This window comes from Enterobacter sp. 4974935, from assembly GCF_058661735.1.
In genome coordinates this window covers 4,146,497-4,165,743 of sequence record NZ_JBZWGT010000003.1, presented here as the reverse complement: position 1 = coordinate 4,165,743, position 19,247 = coordinate 4,146,497, and the positions used below count along the sequence as shown (strand labels likewise).

The 19,247-nt window shown below is 56.4% G+C and carries 19 protein-coding genes; 14 read left to right on the top strand and 5 right to left on the bottom strand.

Annotated features, from left to right (window positions below; translation table 11 throughout):
* Window positions 1-17: 17 nt before the first annotated feature.
* Both rarD and yigI read right to left on the bottom strand, forming a co-directional pair.
* The gene (rarD, locus tag AC4OVS_RS21140; protein ID WP_023299047.1) at window positions 18-914 is read right to left on the bottom strand and encodes an EamA family transporter RarD; all 897 of its coding nucleotides are present in this window, start codon (window positions 912-914) and stop codon (window positions 18-20) included.
* A gap of 51 nt (window positions 915-965) precedes the next feature.
* Window positions 966-1,433, bottom strand: coding sequence for an acyl-CoA thioesterase YigI (yigI, locus tag AC4OVS_RS21135; protein ID WP_006812366.1), 468 nt, complete (start codon window positions 1,431-1,433; stop codon window positions 966-968).
* A 160-nt stretch (window positions 1,434-1,593) separates the two neighbouring features.
* On the opposite strand from yigI, the gene pldA reads away from it, so the two are divergent.
* The 3 genes from pldA (at window position 1,594) to rhtC (ending at window position 5,065) form a co-directional block, all read left to right on the top strand.
* On the top strand, window positions 1,594-2,463 hold the full coding sequence (gene pldA / locus AC4OVS_RS21130; protein WP_022646666.1) for a phospholipase A: 870 nt from the start codon (window positions 1,594-1,596) through the stop codon (window positions 2,461-2,463).
* Between the two features lie 90 nt (window positions 2,464-2,553).
* Window positions 2,554-4,383, top strand: coding sequence for an ATP-dependent DNA helicase RecQ (recQ, locus tag AC4OVS_RS21125; RefSeq protein ID WP_032626543.1), 1,830 nt, complete (start codon window positions 2,554-2,556; stop codon window positions 4,381-4,383).
* A gap of 61 nt (window positions 4,384-4,444) precedes the next feature.
* On the top strand, window positions 4,445-5,065 hold the full coding sequence (gene rhtC, locus AC4OVS_RS21120) for a threonine export protein RhtC (RefSeq protein ID WP_491922690.1): 621 nt from the start codon (window positions 4,445-4,447) through the stop codon (window positions 5,063-5,065).
* Here rhtC and rhtB read toward each other — a convergent pair.
* Window positions 5,062-5,682, bottom strand: a complete 621-nt coding sequence (gene rhtB / locus AC4OVS_RS21115; protein WP_006812363.1) for a homoserine/homoserine lactone efflux protein — start codon at window positions 5,680-5,682, stop codon at window positions 5,062-5,064. The two genes, rhtC and rhtB, sit on opposite strands and share 4 nt — an antisense overlap.
* A 111-nt stretch (window positions 5,683-5,793) precedes the next feature.
* Here rhtB and pldB point away from each other — a divergent pair, with 111 nt between their 5' ends.
* From pldB to AC4OVS_RS21100, 3 genes are all read left to right on the top strand, one after another.
* Window positions 5,794-6,786, top strand: coding sequence for a lysophospholipase L2 (gene pldB / locus AC4OVS_RS21110; protein WP_058676811.1), 993 nt, complete (start codon window positions 5,794-5,796; stop codon window positions 6,784-6,786).
* Window positions 6,787-6,817: 31 nt separating this feature from the next.
* Entirely contained in the window at window positions 6,818-7,618 is an 801-nt protein-coding gene (gene yigL / locus AC4OVS_RS21105; RefSeq protein ID WP_023299050.1) for a sugar/pyridoxal phosphate phosphatase YigL, read from the top strand.
* Window positions 7,619-7,700: 82 nt separating this feature from the next.
* A complete protein-coding gene (locus tag AC4OVS_RS21100) occupies window positions 7,701-8,600 on the top strand; it encodes a carboxylate/amino acid/amine transporter (RefSeq protein WP_003860795.1) in 900 nt (299 codons plus the stop codon).
* Here AC4OVS_RS21100 and metR read toward each other — a convergent pair.
* Window positions 8,488-9,441 carry an HTH-type transcriptional regulator MetR gene (metR, locus tag AC4OVS_RS21095; RefSeq protein WP_015570000.1) on the bottom strand — a complete coding sequence of 318 codons (954 nt, stop codon included), beginning with the start codon at window positions 9,439-9,441 and terminating at the stop codon, window positions 8,488-8,490. The two genes, AC4OVS_RS21100 and metR, sit on opposite strands and share 113 nt — an antisense overlap.
* Window positions 9,442-9,556: 115 nt before the next feature.
* On the opposite strand from metR, the gene metE reads away from it, so the two are divergent.
* Complete coding sequence (metE, locus tag AC4OVS_RS21090) at window positions 9,557-11,818, top strand: 5-methyltetrahydropteroyltriglutamate--homocysteine S-methyltransferase (protein WP_491922689.1); 2,262 nt, start codon at window positions 9,557-9,559, stop codon at window positions 11,816-11,818.
* Between the two features lie 47 nt (window positions 11,819-11,865).
* Here metE and AC4OVS_RS21085 read toward each other — a convergent pair whose 3' ends face one another.
* Complete coding sequence (locus AC4OVS_RS21085) at window positions 11,866-12,672, bottom strand: dienelactone hydrolase family protein (RefSeq protein ID WP_252066121.1); 807 nt, start codon at window positions 12,670-12,672, stop codon at window positions 11,866-11,868.
* Between the two features lie 259 nt (window positions 12,673-12,931).
* On the opposite strand from AC4OVS_RS21085, the gene udp reads away from it, so the two are divergent.
* The 7 genes from udp to tatB all read left to right on the top strand — a co-directional run bounded on the left by udp (window position 12,932) and on the right by tatB (window position 19,245).
* Window positions 12,932-13,693: a uridine phosphorylase gene (gene udp / locus AC4OVS_RS21080; RefSeq protein WP_003860792.1), complete on the top strand. Its 762-nt coding sequence runs from the start codon at window positions 12,932-12,934 to the stop codon at window positions 13,691-13,693.
* 139 nt (window positions 13,694-13,832) lie between these two features.
* Complete coding sequence (gene rmuC, locus AC4OVS_RS21075) at window positions 13,833-15,290, top strand: DNA recombination protein RmuC (RefSeq protein WP_023299053.1); 1,458 nt, start codon at window positions 13,833-13,835, stop codon at window positions 15,288-15,290.
* 66 nt (window positions 15,291-15,356) lie between these two features.
* Entirely contained in the window at window positions 15,357-16,112 is a 756-nt protein-coding gene (gene ubiE, locus AC4OVS_RS21070) for a bifunctional demethylmenaquinone methyltransferase/2-methoxy-6-polyprenyl-1,4-benzoquinol methylase UbiE (RefSeq protein ID WP_022646673.1), read from the top strand.
* Window positions 16,113-16,125: 13 nt separating this feature from the next.
* Complete coding sequence (gene ubiJ / locus AC4OVS_RS21065) at window positions 16,126-16,731, top strand: ubiquinone biosynthesis protein UbiJ (protein ID WP_022646674.1); 606 nt, start codon at window positions 16,126-16,128, stop codon at window positions 16,729-16,731.
* Window positions 16,728-18,368 (top strand): ubiquinone biosynthesis regulatory protein kinase UbiB, encoded by a 1,641-nt coding sequence (ubiB, locus tag AC4OVS_RS21060; RefSeq protein ID WP_022646675.1) that lies wholly within the window; start codon window positions 16,728-16,730, stop codon window positions 18,366-18,368. Before ubiJ ends, ubiB begins: the two co-directional genes overlap by 4 nt.
* 76 nt (window positions 18,369-18,444) lie before the next feature.
* Window positions 18,445-18,699, top strand: a complete 255-nt coding sequence (gene tatA, locus AC4OVS_RS21055; RefSeq protein WP_022646676.1) for a Sec-independent protein translocase subunit TatA — start codon at window positions 18,445-18,447, stop codon at window positions 18,697-18,699.
* A gap of 3 nt (window positions 18,700-18,702) precedes the next feature.
* Window positions 18,703-19,245 (top strand): Sec-independent protein translocase protein TatB, encoded by a 543-nt coding sequence (tatB, locus tag AC4OVS_RS21050; RefSeq protein ID WP_022646677.1) that lies wholly within the window; start codon window positions 18,703-18,705, stop codon window positions 19,243-19,245.
* Window positions 19,246-19,247 lie beyond the last annotated feature (2 nt).

Here is a 19,247-nt window from a genome sequence, read left to right as displayed (position 1 = left end):
CCCGCCCTACAAAGCACCTAAATTCCTCTGCGAGTCCTGCGCTGGGTATAAATTGCATCCGCAACGAAAATCGCCAGCGCCACCCAGATAAAGGCAAACGTCACCATCTTATCCGCACCCGGCACCTCGCCGTAAAACACCACCGCCAGCAGGAACATCAGCGTCGGGCCGATGTACTGGAAGAAGCCAAGCGTCGAGAGACGCAGACGCGTTGCCGCGCCGGTGAAGCACAGCAGGGGAATCGTCGTGACCACGCCCGCCGCCATCAGCATCAGGTTCAGCGACCATGGGTTGCTGCCCATGTGGCTGGTGGCGCTGTCGGCAATACCGAACAGGTAGATCGCCGCGACAGGCAGCAGCCACAGGGTTTCAAACAGCATTCCCGTCTGCGCTTCCACGGCGATTTTTTTACGCACCAGGCCGTAGAAGGCAAAGCTGAACGCCAGCCCCAGGGCGATAACCGGCAGTGAACCGAAGGTCCACAGCTGCACCAGCACGCCGCAGAGGGCCAGAATCACCGCCACCCACTGCATCCGGCGGAAACGTTCGCCGAGGAAAATCATCCCCAGCACGATGTTCACCAGCGGGTTAATGAAGTAGCCCAGGCTGGCTTCGAGCATGTGATGGTTATTCACCGCCCAGATAAACAGCAGCCAGTTTCCGCCAATCAGCACCGCAGAGAGGGCAAGCAGGAAGACCTTCTTCGGGGTTTTTAGCAGCGTTTTGACGCCTGACCACTGACGGCTGATGCTCATCAGCGCGATCATAAAGAAAAACGACCAGATGACGCGGTGAGTGAGGATCTCGTCCGCCGGGACATAGGCGATAAGCTTGAAGTACGCCGGCGCGATACCCCAAATAAAATAAGCGGCAAGAGCGAGTAAAACGCCCTGCCGCGTCTGTTTAGCATCCATCGGGAAAATCCGTTACAAAAAAGTGAAGTAATTTTACCCGAATTTGCCGCCTCAACCCACCATATAAGTGGCGGTTGCGCTGGCGATATAAACCTGCTCCTCGTTATGCAGCTCAACGCGGGCGACGGCAACTTTATTCCCGGCGCGCAGCAGGCTGCTGGTGCAGGTGAAGCGGTTTCCGCGTCCCGGACGCAGATAGTCGACGCGTAAATCGATGGTGCCCATGCGCGACAGGCGCTGGCGTAACTCATCTTCGTTGATGGTGTCATGGCGCGTCAGCGTGCTGCCCACACACACCAGACCGGCCGCCACGTCCAGCGCAGAGGCAATCACTCCGCCGTGCAAAATGCTTTGCGCCCAGTTACCGACCATCATTGGCTGATTATTGAAACTCAGCTGAGCGAAGTCTTTTTCGTATCGCTCCAGCTCAAGACCCAGTGCACGGTTGAATGGCATGTGGTACACAAAAATCTCGCCCACGAGCTTTAAGGTTTCTTCGGCGGTGAGTGTGGCTGACATCTGACGTGGCATCCTTGTTGTTAACAAAATGTTGATTTTATGCTTCAGGATAAAGGAATGCCACTTTAAGAAACGAGGAAGCGGAAGTTATCGCAGAAGTCTGTAGAATGCCCGGACAAAACTATTCATTAAATGTCACAATTTCAGGAGAACACCACCGATGCGGACGTATCTGGGTTGGTTACTGGCGGCGGTTGCGCTGCCCCTCACAGCATATGCGCAGGAAGCGACGATCAAAGAAGTGCATGATAAACCTGCCGTTCAGGGCAGCATCATCGCCAATATGCTTCAGGAGCATGACAATCCGTTCACGCTCTACCCCTATGACACAAACTACGTGATCTATACCCAGACCAGCGATCTCAACAAAGAGGCGATAAGCTCCTATAACTGGTCTGACAATGCGCGTAAAGATGAGGTGAAGTTCCAGCTCAGCCTGGCCTTCCCGTTATGGCGCGGCATCCTGGGGCCGAACTCGGTGCTTGGTGCATCTTACACGCAGAAGTCATGGTGGCAGCTCTCCAACAGCGGGGAATCTTCACCGTTCCGCGAAACCAACTATGAACCGCAGCTGTTCCTCGGTTTCGCCACTGATTATGAGTTTGCAGGCTGGACGCTGCGCGACGTGGAGGTGGGCTATAACCACGATTCCAACGGTCGTTCCGACCCAACCTCACGCAGCTGGAATCGCGTCTATACGCGTCTGATGGCGCAGAACGGCAATTTCATGGTGGAAGTGAAGCCGTGGTACGTGGTGGGCAGCACCGATGACAACCCGGATATCACCAAATACATGGGCTATTATCAGCTTAAAGTGGGCTATCAGCTGGGTGACGCGGTGCTGAGCGCCAAAGGGCAGTACAACTGGAATACCGGCTACGGCGGCGCAGAGCTGGGCCTGAGCTACCCGGTGACGAAACACGTTCGTCTCTATACCCAGGTGTATAGCGGTTATGGCGAATCGCTGATCGACTATAACTTCAACCAGACCCGCGTTGGTGTGGGCGTCATGCTGAACGATATTTTCTAAGCTGCTCGAATGTTTTTGCGTTAAACGTTGAAGTTTCTCTCTCAGGCGCTGAAAATAGCGCCTGTTTCATTTCTGGCATATGGGGTTAACGTGGCGCAGGCGGAAGTATTGAATCAGGAATCGCTGGCTAAACAGGTTTTGCATGAAACCTTTGGCTACCAGCAGTTCCGTCCTGGCCAGGAAACCATCATTGAAACCGTGCTGGAAGGCCGCGATTGCCTGGTGGTCATGCCGACCGGCGGCGGAAAATCGCTCTGCTATCAGGTGCCCGCGCTGGTACTTAATGGCCTGACGGTTGTGGTCTCCCCCCTTATTTCCCTGATGAAAGACCAGGTCGACCAGCTGCTTGCCAACGGCGTGGCGGCGGCCTGTCTTAACTCGACGCAAACCCGCGAGCAGCAGCAAGAGGTGATGGCCGGGTGCCGCACCGGGCAGATCCGCCTGCTGTATATCGCGCCAGAGCGCCTGATGCTGGACAACTTCCTCGACCACCTGGCGCACTGGAACCCGGTGCTGCTGGCGGTGGATGAAGCGCACTGTATTTCCCAGTGGGGGCACGATTTCCGCCCGGAATATGCCGCCCTCGGCCAGCTGCGTCAGCGCTTCCCTGAGCTGCCGTTTATGGCGCTTACCGCCACGGCGGATGACACCACGCGTCAGGATATCGTTCGCCTGCTGGGGCTGAAAGACCCCTATATTCAGGTCAGCAGCTTCGACCGGCCGAACATCCGCTATATGCTGATGGAAAAATTCAAGCCGCTGGATCAGCTCCTGCGCTACGTGCAGGAGCAGCGCGGCAAGTCCGGCATCATCTACTGCAACAGCCGCGCGAAGGTGGAAGACACCGCTGCGCGTCTGCAAAATCGCGGCTTTAGCGCGGCGGCATACCATGCCGGGTTAGAAAACCACATCCGCGCCGACGTACAGGAAAAATTCCAGCGTGACGACCTGCAAATCGTGGTCGCAACGGTGGCGTTCGGGATGGGGATCAACAAGCCCAACGTGCGCTTTGTGGTGCACTTTGATATCCCGCGCAATATCGAATCCTATTATCAGGAAACCGGCCGCGCCGGGCGTGATGGCCTGCCTGCGGAAGCGATGCTGTTTTACGATCCGGCGGATATGGCGTGGCTGCGCCGCTGTCTCGAGGAGAAACCGCAGGGGCAGTTGCAGGATATCGAACGCCACAAGCTTAACGCGATGGGTGCCTTCGCCGAAGCGCAAACCTGCCGCCGTCTGGTGCTGCTCAACTATTTTGGTGAAGGGCGTCAGGCGCCGTGCGGCAACTGCGATATCTGCCTCGACCCGCCGAAGCAGTACGACGGTCTGATGGACGCGCGCAAAGCGCTCTCGACTATCGGACGCGTGAACCAGCGCTTTGGGATGGGCTACGTCGTCGAAGTGCTGCGTGGGGCTAACAACCAGCGTATCCGCGATATGGGTCACGACAAGCTGCCGGTTTACGGCATCGGGAAAGACCAGAGCCATGAGCACTGGGTGAGTATCATCCGCCAGCTGATCCATCTCGGCTTTGCCACGCAAAATATTGCCCAGCACTCTGCGCTTCAGCTTACCGAAGCGGCGCGACCGGTCCTGCGCGGTGAGGTTGAACTGAAGCTCGCCGTTCCGCGCGTCGTCGCCCTGAAGCCGCGCGTGATGCAGAAATCCTACGGCGGCAACTACGATCGCAAGCTGTTCGCCAAGCTGCGCAAGCTGCGTAAAGCCATTGCCGATGAAGAGAACATCCCGCCATACGTGGTGTTCAATGACGCGACGCTGATCGAGATGGCCGAGCAAATGCCACTCAGCGCCAGCGAGATGCTCAGCGTCAACGGCGTCGGCACGCGCAAACTGGAGCGCTTTGGTAAAGAGTTTATGGCGCTTATCCGTTCCCACGCTGATGGTGATGATGAGGAGTAGTCAGCCGGGCGAAAAAGTGCCAGGATGATGACTCACTACATTATTTCCCCGCGAGCTAATTATGTTAATGCTATTTCTCACCGTGGCGTTAGTGCACATCGTTGCGCTGATGAGCCCTGGCCCTGACTTCTTCTTCGTGTCACAAACGGCCGTCAGCCGCTCCCGCAAAGAGGCGATGATGGGTGTGTTCGGTATCACCATGGGCGTTATGGTCTGGGCGGCGGTTGCGCTGCTTGGTCTGAACCTGATCCTGGCGAAAATGGCGTGGCTGCATAACATCATCATGGTTGGCGGCGGTCTTTACCTGTGCTGGATGGGCTACCAGATGCTGCGCGGGGCGCTGAAGAAAGAAGAGAAAAAGCCGGAAGAGCCAAAGGTTGAGCTGGCAACGGGCGGCCGTAGCTTTGTGAAAGGGCTGCTGACTAACCTGGCGAACCCGAAAGCGATTATTTACTTCGGCTCTGTGTTCTCGCTGTTTGTGGGGGATAACGTCGGTGCGGGCGCGCGCTGGGGGATCTTCCTGCTAATCGTTGTTGAGACGTTCGCCTGGTTTACCGTTGTGGCAAGCCTGTTTGCTTTACCGGCGATGCGTCGCGGCTACCAGCGCATCGCGAAGTGGATCGACGGCTTTGCCGGCGCACTGTTCGCCGGCTTCGGCATTCATCTCATCATTTCTCGCTAAGCATGACGCGCTGACGCAAGCAGCGCGCCAACCAGCATAAACAGCGAACCAAAGACTTTGTTCAGGGCCTTCATCTGCTTAGGCCCTTTGATCCACGCCGCAATTCGCTGCGCCAGCGTCGCGTAACCAATCATCACAATGATATCGACAATAATGGTGGTCGCGCCCAGCACCACGTACTGCATCACCTGGGGCTGATGCGGCACGATAAACTGCGGGAACAGGGCGGCGAGGAACACAATGCTTTTCGGGTTGGTCAGGTTAACGAATACCGCGCGCTTAAACAGGTGGCCGCGTGTTTGCGTCCGGGAGAGCGTATGCAGATCAATCGAGCCTGCGGCGCGCCACTGTTGAATACCCAGCCAGATAAGATACGCTGCGCCAGCCCATTTCAGCACCTCGAAGGCCAGCACCGAACGGGAGAACAGCGTGCCCAGACCAATCCCCACCAGCACAATGTGAATGCCAAGCCCTGTCTGTAAACCGGCAATTGACGCCGCCGCGCCGCGATAGCCGTGATTAATGGAGGTGGTCATGGTGTTGATTGCGCCCGAGCCAGGTGAAAGGCTGAGGATGATGGATGTCAGCAGGTAAGCGAACCACCACTCGAAGGTCATTTGAAACTCCCGGATCGTCTGTTTTTATGCCACAATACGCTATTGTTGAGTCATTTTGTGACCGGTGACGAAAAAAACGATATTCCCTGAATTACGGGGGGTGGAAACCCAATGTTTCAGCAGAAAAAGGACTGGGAAACACGAGAAAACGCATTTGCTGCTTTCTCCATGGGGCCGCTGACCGATTTCTGGCGCCAGCGTGAGGAAAATGAGTTTATGGGCGTCGGGGATATCCCGGTACGCTTCGTTCGTTTCCATGATGAAAAAAATGACCGGGTGATTGTGGTTTGCCCCGGGCGCATCGAAAGCTATATCAAATATGCCGAGCTGGCGTATGACCTGTTCCATCTGGGCTTTGATGTGTTAATTATCGACCATCGCGGGCAGGGGCTATCCGGCCGGATGCTGCCGGATACCCATCGCGGCCACGTGGATAACTTCAGCGATTACGTCGACGATCTGGCCGCGTTCTGGCATCAGGAAGTGCAGCCCGGACCGTGGCGCAAGCGTTATATTCTTGCCCACTCCATGGGGGGCGCGATCTCGACGTTGTTTTTGCAGCGCCATAAGCACCAGTGCGACGCCATTGCGCTGACCGCGCCGATGTACGGCATTGTGATACGTTTTCCTGACTGGATGGTGCGCCATCTTCTCGACTGGGCTGAGGGCCATCAGCGCATTCGTGAAGGCTATGCCATAGGAACAGGACGCTGGCGGGCGTTGCCGTTTGCCATCAACGTGTTAACCCACAGTCGGCAGCGTTATCGCCGCAACCTGCGTTTTTATGCCGATGAACCGCGTCTGCGGGTCGGCGGCCCCACCTGGCACTGGGTGCGGGAAGGTATTCATGCCGGTGAGCAGGTGCTGGCGGGCGTAGGCGATGATGACACGCCGACGCTTCTGATCCAGGCGGAAGAAGAGCGTGTGGTGGATAACCGCATGCATGACCGCTATTGTGAACTTCGCGCCGCGGCGGGCCATCCCTGTGAAGGGGGTAAACCGCTGGTCATCAACGGTGCGTACCATGAGATCCTTTTTGAAAAGGACGCTATGCGCTCAGTCGCGCTCAACGCCATTGTTGAATTTTTCAACAGGCATAACTGATTATTGTTTTCCACCAGAGGTTGAAATCCCTATGTACCAGGTTGTTGCATCTGATTTAGATGGCACGCTGCTTTCCCCCGACCACACCCTGTCGCCTTATGCGAAAGAGACCTTAAAACTCCTGACTGCCCGCGGCGTGAACTTTGTGTTCGCCACCGGCCGCCACCACGTGGACGTGGGGCAGATCCGCGATAACCTTGAGATCAAGTCGTACATGATCACCTCCAACGGTGCGCGCGTACACGACACGGACGGCAACCTGATTTTTACCCACAATCTCGATCGCGACATCGCCACTGATTTGTTCGGCATTGTGCATAACAACCCGGATATCGTCACTAACGTTTATCGCGACGACGAGTGGTTTATGAACCGTCATCGCCCGGACGAAATGCGTTTCTTCAAGGAAGCCGTCTTCAACTACTCCCTGTATGAACCGGGTTTGCTGGATCCTGAAGGGATCAGCAAGGTGTTCTTTACCTGCGAAAGTCACGAAGCGCTGCTTCCGCTGGAGCAGGCGATCAACGCCCGCTGGGGAGACCGCGTGAACGTGAGCTTCTCCACGCTGACTTGTCTGGAAGTGATGGCGGGCGGGGTGTCCAAAGGTCACGCGCTGGAAGCGGTCGCGAAGCGTCTGGGCTTTGATCTGAAAGACTGCATCGCGTTCGGCGATGGCATGAACGATGCCGAGATGCTCTCCATGGCGGGCAAAGGCTGCATCATGCAGAACGCGCACCAGCGCCTGAAAGATCTGCACCCGGAGCTGGAAGTGATTGGCACCAACGCAGACAACGCGGTACCTAAGTATTTGCGCAAACTGTTCCTTGAATAATCTTCATTTGATTATTTATTGTTCAGATGTCAACTAAAGAGTTCGCTACAATGCCTCTCCTTCTTTCTGAGAGACAAGCATTGTGGCGCTACTCATTATCACCACTATCCTGTGGGCCTTCTCCTTTAGCCTGATTGGCGAATACCTTGCCGGATCGGTCGACAGCTACTTTTCGGTGCTGATGCGTGTGGGGCTGGCGGCGCTGGTGTTCCTGCCGTTCCTGCGTACCCGCGGGCAATCGCTGAAAACCATTCTGCTGTACATGCTGGTAGGCGCGATGCAGCTCGGCATCATGTACCTGTTCAGCTTCCGGGCTTACGTCTACCTCTCCGTCTCGGAATTTCTGCTCTTTACCGTGCTCACGCCGCTCTATATCACGCTGATTTACGACCTGCTCAGCAGGCGCCGCCTGCGCTGGGGATACCTGCTGAGCGCGGCGCTGGCAGTCATTGGCGCGGCGATAATTCGCTATGACAAGGTGAGCGATCACTTCTGGACCGGGCTGATGTTCGTCCAGCTCGCCAATATCAGCTTCGCCATCGGGATGGTGGGCTACAAACGCCTCATGGAGACCCGCCCGATGCCGCAGCATAACGCGTTTGCGTGGTTCTATATGGGCGCAGCGATTGTCGCGATTGCGGCATGGTTTATGCTCGGCAACCCGCAAAAGCTGCCGACCACCCCCGTGCAGTGGAGCGTTCTGGTCTGGCTGGGCGTGGTGGCGTCGGGGCTGGGCTACTTTATGTGGAACTACGGCGCGACGCAGGTAGACGCCGGAACGCTGGGGATCATGAACAACGTGCACGTGCCGGCGGGGCTACTGGTGAACCTCGCCATCTGGCAGGAACAGCCGCACTGGCCGAGTTTCCTTATTGGGGGAACGGTGATCCTGGCTTCGCTGTGGGTACATCGCCGCTGGGTCGCTCCGCGCTCCGCACAAACGGAAGATGGTCGCACGCGTGGTTCCGCGCTGAGCGAATAAACGCTTCCGTAATCGGCTGACGCTGCTCGCCGTCGCGCACGGCGGCGTACAGCCGGCTCCACAGTCCTTCACCCAGGGTTTTGGTAACCACCAGACCCTGGCGTTCAACCGTCTCGACCACCCAGTGCGGCAGCGCCGCAATTCCCATTCTGGCCGCCACCATCTGAATTAACAGCAGCGTGTTATCCACGCTCTTCAGCTGTGGGCTGATGCCTGCGGGTTGCAGGAAATGGCGCCAGATATCCAGACGACTGCGCTGTACCGGGTAAATCAGCAGCGTCTCCGTTGCCAGATCTTCCGGCGTGATGCGCGTTTTGGCGGCCAGCGGATGGTCCGGGGCCAGCACCAGACGTACCTCAAAATCAAACATTGGAGAATAGTGCAGACCGCTGCGCGGCAGAATATCTGAGGTCATCACCAGATCCAGCTCACCCTGCTGAAGCGACGGCTGCGGATCAAACGTGACGCCGGACTTGAAGTCCATTTCCACCTGCGGCCACTTCTGGCGGAAATTCTCAAGCGCGGGGGTCAGCCACTGAATACAGCTGTGACACTCAATGGCGATGCGCAGGGTGGTCTGCTGCGGCTCGTTGCAGGACTGCAACGCGCTGGCAATCTGCGGCAGCACCTGGTTCGCCAGCTGAAGCAAAATTTCGCCCTGCGGCGTAAAGCGCAAAGGCTGGCTCTTACGCACAAAAAGACGAAAGCCGAGGCGTTGTTCCAGATCGCTGAACTGGTGAGAAAGGGCAGACTGAGTCTGGTGCAGCGTGGCCGCTGCCGCCGCAAGAGAACCGCAGTTCCGCAACGCTTGTAGCGTTTTCAGGTGTTTTATCTCGATCATGAAAGTCCTTCACTTCGCCATGAACATTTTGCGCTTGAGGAATATACAGTACCTGCCAATTATAGATGTGTAAACATCTGGACGTCTAAATAACGAATTTCACAAGGGGCATACCATGACAATCCGCACTCACACTCTCGGTTTCCCTCGCGTTGGCCTGCGTCGCGAGCTAAAAAAAGCGCAAGAAAGCTACTGGGCAGGTAACGCCACCCGTGAAGAACTGCTGGCGGTGGGACGTGAGCTGCGCGCGCGTCACTGGGAACAGCAAAAACAGGCGGGCATTGACCTGCTGCCGGTGGGCGATTTCGCCTGGTACGACCATGTTCTGACCACCAGCCTGCTGCTTGGCAACGTGCCGGCTCGTCATCAGAACAACGATGGATCGGTGGATATCGATACCCTGTTCCGCATCGGCCGTGGCCGCGCGCCAACGGGTGAGCCAGCGGCGGCGGCGGAAATGACCAAGTGGTTCAACACCAACTATCACTATATGGTGCCGGAGTTCGTTAAAGGCCAGCAGTTCAAACTGACCTGGACCCAGCTTCTGGATGAAGTGGACGAAGCGCTGGCGCTGGGTCACCAGGTGAAACCCGTGCTGCTGGGGCCGATAACCTACCTGTGGCTGGGCAAAGTGAAAGGCGAACAGTTCGACCGCCTCAGCCTGCTGAACGACATTCTGCCGGTTTATAAGCAGGGGCTGATTGAGCTGGGCAAACGCGGCATTCAGTGGGTGCAAATCGATGAACCGGCGCTGGTGCTTGAGCTGCCGCAGGCGTGGCTGGACGCCTTCAAACCGGCGTATAACGCGCTCACCGGGCAGGTGAAGCTGCTGCTGACCACCTACTTCGAAGGCGTAACGCCGAACCTGAAAACCATTACCGCGCTGCCGGTTCAGGGTCTGCACGTTGACCTCGTTCACGGCAAAGACGATGTAGCAGAGTTGCACAAGCGTCTGCCAGTGGACTGGCTGCTCTCTGCCGGTCTGGTGAATGGTCGTAACGTCTGGCGTGCCGATCTCACCGAGAAATATGCACAAATTAAAGACATAGTCGGTAAACGTGAATTGTGGGTGGCCTCTTCCTGTTCCCTGCTGCATAGCCCGATTGACCTGAGCGTGGAGACCCGACTCGACCCTGAGGTGAAAAGCTGGTTTGCCTTCGCCCTGCAAAAGTGTGAGGAGCTGGCTCTGCTGCGCGACGCGTTGAACAGCGGCGACACGGCAGCGATTAGCGACTGGAGCGCTCCGATCCAGGCGCGCCGTCACTCGACGCGCGTGCATAACCCGGCAGTGGAAAAGCGTCTGGCGGCCATCACCGCCCGGGACAGCCAGCGCCAGAGCCCGTATGAAGTGCGCGCCGAAGCCCAGCGTGCGCGCTTTAACCTGCCCGCGTGGCCGACCACGACAATCGGCTCCTTCCCGCAGACTACCGAGATCCGCAGCCTGCGCCTGGACTTCAAAAAGGGCAATCTGGATGCGAATCACTACCGCACCGGTATTGCGGAACACATCAAACAGGCGATTGTCGAGCAGGAACGTTTAGGTCTGGACGTGCTGGTGCACGGTGAAGCCGAGCGTAACGACATGGTGGAATACTTCGGTGAGCACCTGGACGGGTTTGTCTTTACCCAGAACGGTTGGGTGCAGAGCTACGGCTCCCGCTGCGTGAAGCCGCCGGTGGTAATCGGCGACGTCAGCCGCCCGGAAGCGATTACCGTGGAGTGGGCGAAGTATGCCCAGTCTCTGACCGACAAACCGGTAAAAGGCATGCTGACGGGTCCGGTGACCATTCTCTGCTGGTCGTTCCCGCGTGAAGACGTAACCCGGGAAACCATCGCCAAACAGATCGCCCTGGCGCTGCGCGATGAAGTTGCGGATCTGGAAGCGGCCGGGATTGGCATCATTCAGATCGACGAACCTGCGCTGCGTGAAGGTTTGCCGCTGCGTCGCAGCGACTGGGATGCTTACTTACAGTGGGGCGTGGAGGCGTTCCGCCTCAACGCGGCCGTCGCGAAGGACGATACGCAGATCCACACCCACATGTGTTACTGCGAATTTAACGACATCATGGACTCCATTGCCGCGCTCGACGCCGATGTGATCACCATCGAGACCTCGCGTTCAGACATGGAACTGCTGGAGTCGTTCGAAGAGTTCGACTACCCGAACGAAATCGGGCCGGGCGTGTACGACATTCACTCCCCGAATGTGCCAAGCGTGGAGTGGATTGAATCGCTGCTGCAAAAAGCGGCCCAGCGCATCCCGGCGGAACGTCTGTGGGTAAACCCGGACTGCGGCCTGAAAACCCGTGGCTGGCCTGAAACCCGCGCGGCGCTGGCGAACATGGTGCAGGCGGCGCAGAATTTGCGTCAGGCTTGATGAAATGTAGGCCCGGTCAGGCGTAGCCGCCACCGGGCTTTTTGCTTTTACGCTTTTTTCCCGCCGTACTGGCTAAACCATGTCAGCATCCGCTGCCAGCCATCTTTCGCCGATTCCGCATGATAGCTCGGACGATAATCGGCATTAAAGGCGTGCCCGGCTTCCGGATACACCACAATTTCCGCCTTCGCGTTTGCTGCGCGCAACGCATGGCGCATGGTCTCGACCGTATCAAGCGGGATCCCGGTATCCTGACCGCCATAGAGCCCCAACACAGGCGCATTTAAATCCGTGGCAATATCAACAGGTTGCTTCGGTGAATTCAGCGTTTTTTCACCCACCAGCTTGCCGTACCAGGCCACGGCCGCTTTTAGCTGCGGGTTATGCGCGGCGTACAACCAGCTAATGCGTCCGCCCCAACAGAAGCCGGTCACCATCAGACGGTGCGGGTCGCCACCGTTGCGCGCTGCCCAGCTGGCAACGTGGTCGAGATCGGCCAGCACCTGCGCGTCCGGCACTTTGTTGACCAGGTTGCTGAACAGCGTCGGGATGTCGCTGTAATCATTCGGATCGCCCTGACGGAAATACAGTTCCGGCGCAACGGCCAGGTAACCTTCCAGCGCCAGACGGCGGCAGAGGTCGCGAATATGTTCATGAACGCCAAATATTTCCTGCACCACGATCACGATGGGCAGCGGGCCATCGGCGGATTTTGGCCGCGCGTGGTACGCTGGCATGTTCTCTCCCTGGGAGGGAATGGAGGTCTCGCCTGCGGTAATGGCCTCTTCAGGGGTTGAGACGATGGTTGAAGCATGCGGGGCCGCAGCAGGTGCAAAACCGGTTTTTTCAGTCATGGCATTCTCCGTACCAATGAATGGATTAGCGCAAAGATAAATATAGACACCAGGTTAACAACCCACAGTGCCTTATAGCGTCTATCTTTTGTGCAGCACCCGGCGGTATAACTTGTTAATGTGATGTGAATCACCATTTTATGGAAATTAACTGCAATCATTTTCATTCATGGTGAGGTGTGTCACGAAATAATGCACATTGCTTCTGTAAAGTACCGTTTTACTTCTTCTGACAAACCGACCCACAGAGGAGTCACCTATGTCTAAGTCTGATGTTTTTCATCTCGGCCTCACTAAAAACGATTTACAAGGGGCTACGCTTGCTATCGTCCCTGGCGATCCTGAGCGTGTGGAAAAGATCGCCGCGCTGATGGATAAGCCGGTTAAGCTGGCAGCGCATCGCGAATTCACCACCTGGCGCGCAGAGCTGGACGGTAAAGCGGTGATCGTGTGCTCTACCGGTATCGGTGGCCCGTCTACCTCTATCGCCGTTGAAGAGCTGGCACAGCTGGGCATTCGTACTTTCCTGCGCATTGGCACCACAGGCGCCATTCAGCCGCACATCAACGTGGGCGACGTGCTGGTTACCACCGCATCCGTGCGTCTGGACGGGGCAAGCCTGCACTTTGCACCGATGGAATTCCCGGCAGTGGCTGATTTCGAATGCACCACCGCGCTGGTTGAAGCCGCGAAGTCCGTGGGCGCCACCACCCACGTGGGCGTCACTGCATCTTCCGATACCTTCTACCCGGGCCAGGAGCGTTACGACACCTTCTCTGGTCGCGTGGTGAGCCGTTTCAAAGGCTCCATGGAAGAGTGGCAGTCGATGGGCGTCATGAACTACGAAATGGAATCTGCGACGCTGCTGACCATGTGCGCAAGCCAGGGTCTGCGTGCCGGTATGGTGGCGGGCGTTATCGTCAACCGTACCCAGCAGGAGATCCCGAACGCTGAAACCATGAAGCAGACGGAAAGCCATGCGGTGAAAATCGTGGTTGAAGCGGCGCGCCGTCTGATCTAATTCTCTCTTCAGTGCTAAAAGGCCGACATGCTCGGCCTTTCTTTTTTGCGTAACGCCTCGCAGGAAAACCCTTTCAAACTGGACGTTCATACAGCACAATTCTATTTTGTGCGGGTTACACGTGGATGCAGGGGGCATTGTGGATATCTCAATCCTGGTTTATGCGGTAGTTGCGCTGGTGAGCGTGGGGATTGGCTGGCTCATTTGCGGCTACCAACATGCTCAGCAGAAAGCCGATCAGCTGGCAGAGCGCGAAGAGATCGTCGCCGAACTCAGCGCGACGAAACAACAGCTTGCGCTGTGTGACCACTGGCGCGATGAGTGTGAACTGCTCAATAACGAACTGCGCAATCTGCGCGACATTAACACCTCGCTGGAGGCCGATCTCCGGGAAGTGACCACCCGCCTTGAATCCACCCAACTGCACGCCGAAGACAAAATCCGTCAGATGATCAACAGCGAGCAGCGTCTTAGCGAGCAGTTTGAGAACCTCGCGAACCGCATTTTTGAGCACAGCAATCGCCGCGTGGATGAGCAGAACCGCCAGAGCCTGAACAGCCTGCTGACGCCGCTGCGTGAACAGCTGGACGGCTTTCGCCGTCAGGTGCAGGACAGCTTTGGTCAGGAGGCTCGCGAGCGCCACACGCTGGCGCATGAGATCCGTAATCTCCAGCAGCTAAATGCGCAGATGGCTCAGGAGGCGGTTAACCTGACGCGCGCACTGAAAGGTGATAACAAAGCGCAGGGAAACTGGGGCGAAGTGGTCATGACGCGCGTGCTGGAGGCCTCTGGCCTGCGTGAAGGATACGAATACGAAACGCAGGTCAGCATTGAAAACGATGCGCGCTCGCGGATGCAGCCGGATGTCATTGTTCGTCTGCCGCAGGGCAAAGATGTGGTTATCGACGCCAAAATGACGCTGGTGGCCTATGAGCGCTACTTCAACGCGGAAGATGACTATACCCGCGAAACAGCGTTGCAGGAGCATATCGCCTCCGTGCGTAACCATATCCGTCTGCTGGGCAGAAAAGATTATCAACAATTGCCGGGGCTGCGATCGCTGGATTATGTGCTGATGTTCATTCCGGTTGAGCCAGCCTTCCTGCTGGCGCTCGACAGACAGCCCGAACTGATCACCGAAGCGCTGAAAAATAACATTATGCTGGTCAGCCCCACCACGCTGCTGGTGGCGTTACGTACCATTGCCAACCTGTGGCGTTATGAGCACCAAAGCCGTAACGCGCAGCAGATTGCCGATCGCGCCAGCAAGCTGTACGACAAAATGCGGCTGTTTGTGGACGATATGTCCTCGGTGGGGCAAAGCCTGGATCGCGCGCAGGATAACTACCGCCAGGCGATGAAAAAACTCTCCTCCGGGCGCGGCAATTTGCTGGCGCAGGCGGAGGCGTTTCGCAGCCTGGGGGTGGAAGTTAAACGCGAGATTAATCCGGAACTGGTGGAGCAGGCTACGGCTCAGGACGAGGAGTTTCGTTTGCGTGAAGGCGATGGTGAGCAAAATAGCCGCAATGAAGACAATGGGTTAGCGGCGAGTTTATCCCCCGAAGCGCAGTCGGCGCGTTTCTTTCACGGTGGTTGAAACGTAGGGCAAATGCGCCCAATCTGTTACACTTCACGAACATTTGACTGATTAGCAGGCTCTGAGATGGTTGACGATTCACAAGACACAACGCACTTTGGCTTTCAGACTGTCGCCAAAGCGCAGAAAGCTGACATGGTGGCCCACGTATTTCATTCCGTGGCGGCGAAGTACGATGTGATGAATGATTTGATGTCATTTGGCATTCATCGCTTGTGGAAGCGCTTCACTATTGATTGCAGCGGCGTGCGCCGTGGACAAAAGGTACTGGATTTAGCCGGCGGCACAGGTGATCTGACCGCTAAATTCTCCCGTCTGGTTGGCGAAACCGGTCGCGTGGTGCTGGCAGATATCAACGACTCCATGCTGAAAATGGGACGCGAAAAGCTGCGTAACATCGGCGTGGTAGGCAACGTTGAATATGTTCAGGCCAACGCCGAAGCGCTGCCGTTCCCGGACAATACGTTCGACTGCATCACCATCTCCTTCGGCCTGCGTAACGTGACCGATAAAGATAAAGCGCTGCGCTCTATGTACCGCGTGCTGAAGCCGGGCGGCCGACTGCTGGTTCTCGAGTTTTCTAAACCAATTATCGACCCGCTGAGCAAAGCTTACGATGCCTATTCCTTCCACGTTCTGCCGCGCATCGGCGAGCTGGTGGCAAACGATGCAGAAAGTTACCGTTATCTGGCCGAATCCATCCGAATGCACCCGGATCAGGACACGCTGAAAGCGATGATGCAGGATGCGGAGTTTGAAAACGTGGAATACTTCAATATGACGGCGGGTGTCGTCGCGCTGCATCGTGGTTACAAGTTCTGAGTGGAGGTTTCCCGTGCCCATTAAACCCTTAGTCACCGCAGGCATCGAGAATGTACTGAATGCCTTTCTGTATCGCGCCCCGGCGCTGAAAACCGCACGTCAGCGGCTTAACGGAAAGGTGCTGCGTATCGTTTTAAAAGAGTTCTCGACGCCGCTTGTGCTGGTCTTCAGCGAACGCCAGCTTGACGTTCTGGGGGAGTGGGAAGGCGAGGCTGACTGCTCGGTGATTACGCACATGAGCGTATTGCCAAAACTGCGTGACCGTCAGCAGATGACGGCGCTTATTCGCAGCGGTGAGCTGGAGGTCGAGGGCGATATTCAGGTGGTACAGAACTTCGTTGCACTCAGCGATCAGGCTGAATTTGACCCCGCGGAACTGCTGGCGCCCTATATCGGCGACATCGCGGCTGAAGGGATAAGCAAAACGCTGCGCACGGGTTCCACTTTCCTGCGTAAAGGCCTGCTCCGTCAACAGCGCTATGCTGCCGAGGTGCTGACCGAAGAGTGGCGTATGGCGCCTGGGCCTTTAGAAGTCGCCTGGTTTGCAGAAGAGACCGCGGCAGTTGAGCGCGCAGTTGATGCGTTAACCAAACGGCTTGAAAAACTGGAGGGCAAATGACGCCTGGTGAAATTCGGCGCCTCTATTTTATCGTTCGCACCTTTTTGAGCTACGGGCTCGACGAGCTTATCCCCAGAATGCGTATCACCCTGCCGCTTCGGCTTTGGCGTCGCACGCTGTTCTGGATGCCGAATCGCCATAAGGATCAGGAGCTGGGCGCACGCCTGCGTCTTGCGTTGCAGGAGCTGGGACCGGTCTGGATCAAGTTTGGGCAGATGCTCTCAACGCGTCGCGACCTTTTCCCGCCGCAGATTGCCGATCAGCTCGCGCTATTGCAGGACCGCGTCGCTCCGTTTGACGGAGAGAGAGCGAAGAAACAAATCGAAGAAGCGATGGGCAATATCCCCATCGAGACCTGGTTTGATGATTTCGACATTCAGCCTCTGGCCTCTGCCTCTATTGCGCAGGTTCACACCGCGCGCCTGAAGGAGAATGGCAAAGAGGTGGTCATTAAGGTGATTCGCCCGGATATCCTGCCGGTTATCAGAGCGGACATGAAGCTGATCTATCGCCTGGCTCGCTGGGTGCCGCGTCTGTTGCCGGATGGCCGCCGTCTGCGTCCACTGGAAGTGGTACGGGAATACGAAAAAACGCTCATCGATGAACTTAACTTGCTGCGTGAATCGGCGAACGCCATTCAGCTGCGTCGAAACTTTGAAGACAGTCCGATGCTGTATGTTCCGGAAGTCTATTCTGACTATTGCAGTCAGAACATGATGGTGATGGAACGTATCTACGGCATCCCGGTCTCGGACGTGGTAGCGCTGGAAAAACAGGGCACCAACATGAAGCTGCTTGCCGAGCGCGGCGTGCAGGTCTTCTTTACTCAGGTTTTCCGCGACAGCTTCTTCCATGCTGACATGCATCCGGGCAACATTTTCGTCAGCTATGAGCACCCGGAAGACCCGAAGTACATCGGCATCGACTGCGGTATTGTCGGCTCGCTGAATAAAGAGGATAAACGTTATCTCGCCGAGAACTTTATCGCTTTCTTCAATCGCGACTACCGTAAGGTGGCCGAACTGCACGTGGATTCAGGCTGGGTTCCGCCAGATACCAACGTGGAAGAGTTTGAATTTGCGATCCGTACCGTCTGTGAGCCAATTTTTGAAAAGCCGCTCTCAGAGATCTCTTTCGGGCATGTTCTGCTCAACCTGTTCAACACCGCACGCCGTTTTAATATGGAAGTGCAGCCACAATTAGTTTTACTTCAGAAAACATTACTTTACGTTGAGGGCGTAGGCCGCCAGCTCTATCCTCAGTTAGACTTGTGGAAAACCGCGAAACCGTTCCTCGAATCCTGGATTAAGGATCAGGTCGGTATTCCAGCCCTGGTTCGCTCGCTTAAAGAGAAAGGCCCGTTCTGGATTGAAAAAATGCCAGAAATTCCTGAACTGGTTTACGACAGTTTGCGTCAGAGCAAGAACCTTCAGCACAGCATGGATAAAATCGCGCACGAGCTTCAATCCAGTCGCGTGCGTCAGGGGCAGTCCCGCTATCTCTTCGGAATTGGCGCGACGCTGCTGATAAGCGGCACGTTGCTGTTGATCAATCGTCCGGACTGGGAAATGATGCCAGCCTGGATTATGGCTGCCGGTGTGGTTGTCTGGCTTGCTGGCTGGCAAAAAACACGCTGAATTAGCGTCGCTATCGAGAGATTGCATACGTATAATGCGATCTGACTAATTAATCATCTATCACTGGGGAACACGCATGGGTGGTATCAGTATCTGGCAGTTAGTGATCATTGCCGTCATCGTTGTGCTGCTGTTCGGCACGAAAAAACTCGGATCAATTGGTTCCGACCTGGGCGCGTCAATCAAAGGCTTCAAGAAAGCCATGAGCGATGATGAGAATAAGCAGGAAAAAAGCGGTCAGGACGCTGATTTTACCGCTAAATCTATCGCCGATAAGCAGGACGAAGCCAAAAAGGAAGAGGCCAAACGTCACGATAAAGAGCAGGTGTAATTCGTGTTCGACATTGGTTTTGGTGAGTTACTGCTGGTCTTTGTGATTGGTTTGATTGTGCTGGGGCCGCAGCGTTTACCCGTTGCGGTAAAAACTGTCGTGGGCTGGGTGCGTGCGCTCCGTTCGCTGGCAACGACCGTGCAGAACGAGCTGGCGCAGGAACTGAAGCTTCAGGAATTTCAGGACAGCCTGAAAAAGGTTGAAAAGGCGAGCATGGACAACCTGACGCCGGAGCTGAAAGCATCCATGGATGAGTTGCGCGAAGCGGCTGAATCCATGAAGCGCTCATACAGCGTTAACGATCCTGAGAAGGCGAGTGATGAAGCAAACACCATCCATAATCCGGTGGTGAAGGGCAGCGAAGAGCAGCGCGAGGGTGTGACGCCTTCCAGCGCGGAACATCAGGCTGCTTCGCCAGAGCAATCGCCGCAGGAGCCCGAAGTGAAAAAGCAGGTGCCGCCGGAAGAGCCCGTGGTCAAAACGGCTGAGGTAAAACCCGCCGCGCCCGTTTCCGAATCATCCCCCTCGTCGAGTGATAAAGCGTAAAC

Excerpts from the sequence above, each read along its gene's own strand:
- rhtB (WP_006812363.1), bottom strand. The coding sequence starts at position 5,682 with ATGACCTTCGAGTGGTGGTTCGCTTACCTGCTGACATCCATCATCCTC.
- rhtC (WP_491922690.1), top strand. The coding sequence starts at position 4,445 with ATGTTAATGCTATTTCTCACCGTGGCGTTAGTGCACATCGTTGCGCTG.
- ubiE (WP_022646673.1), top strand. The coding sequence starts at position 15,357 with ATGGTTGACGATTCACAAGACACAACGCACTTTGGCTTTCAGACTGTC.
- pldA (WP_022646666.1), top strand. The coding sequence starts at position 1,594 with ATGCGGACGTATCTGGGTTGGTTACTGGCGGCGGTTGCGCTGCCCCTC.
- ubiB (WP_022646675.1), top strand. The coding sequence starts at position 16,728 with ATGACGCCTGGTGAAATTCGGCGCCTCTATTTTATCGTTCGCACCTTT.
- yigL (WP_023299050.1), top strand. The coding sequence starts at position 6,818 with ATGTACCAGGTTGTTGCATCTGATTTAGATGGCACGCTGCTTTCCCCC.
- rarD (WP_023299047.1), bottom strand. The coding sequence starts at position 914 with ATGGATGCTAAACAGACGCGGCAGGGCGTTTTACTCGCTCTTGCCGCT.
- tatA (WP_022646676.1), top strand. The coding sequence starts at position 18,445 with ATGGGTGGTATCAGTATCTGGCAGTTAGTGATCATTGCCGTCATCGTT.
- AC4OVS_RS21085 (WP_252066121.1), bottom strand. The coding sequence starts at position 12,672 with ATGACTGAAAAAACCGGTTTTGCACCTGCTGCGGCCCCGCATGCTTCA.
- metE (WP_491922689.1), top strand. The coding sequence starts at position 9,557 with ATGACAATCCGCACTCACACTCTCGGTTTCCCTCGCGTTGGCCTGCGT.
- udp (WP_003860792.1), top strand. The coding sequence starts at position 12,932 with ATGTCTAAGTCTGATGTTTTTCATCTCGGCCTCACTAAAAACGATTTA.
- pldB (WP_058676811.1), top strand. The coding sequence starts at position 5,794 with ATGTTTCAGCAGAAAAAGGACTGGGAAACACGAGAAAACGCATTTGCT.
- yigI (WP_006812366.1), bottom strand. The coding sequence starts at position 1,433 with ATGTCAGCCACACTCACCGCCGAAGAAACCTTAAAGCTCGTGGGCGAG.
- metR (WP_015570000.1), bottom strand. The coding sequence starts at position 9,441 with ATGATCGAGATAAAACACCTGAAAACGCTACAAGCGTTGCGGAACTGC.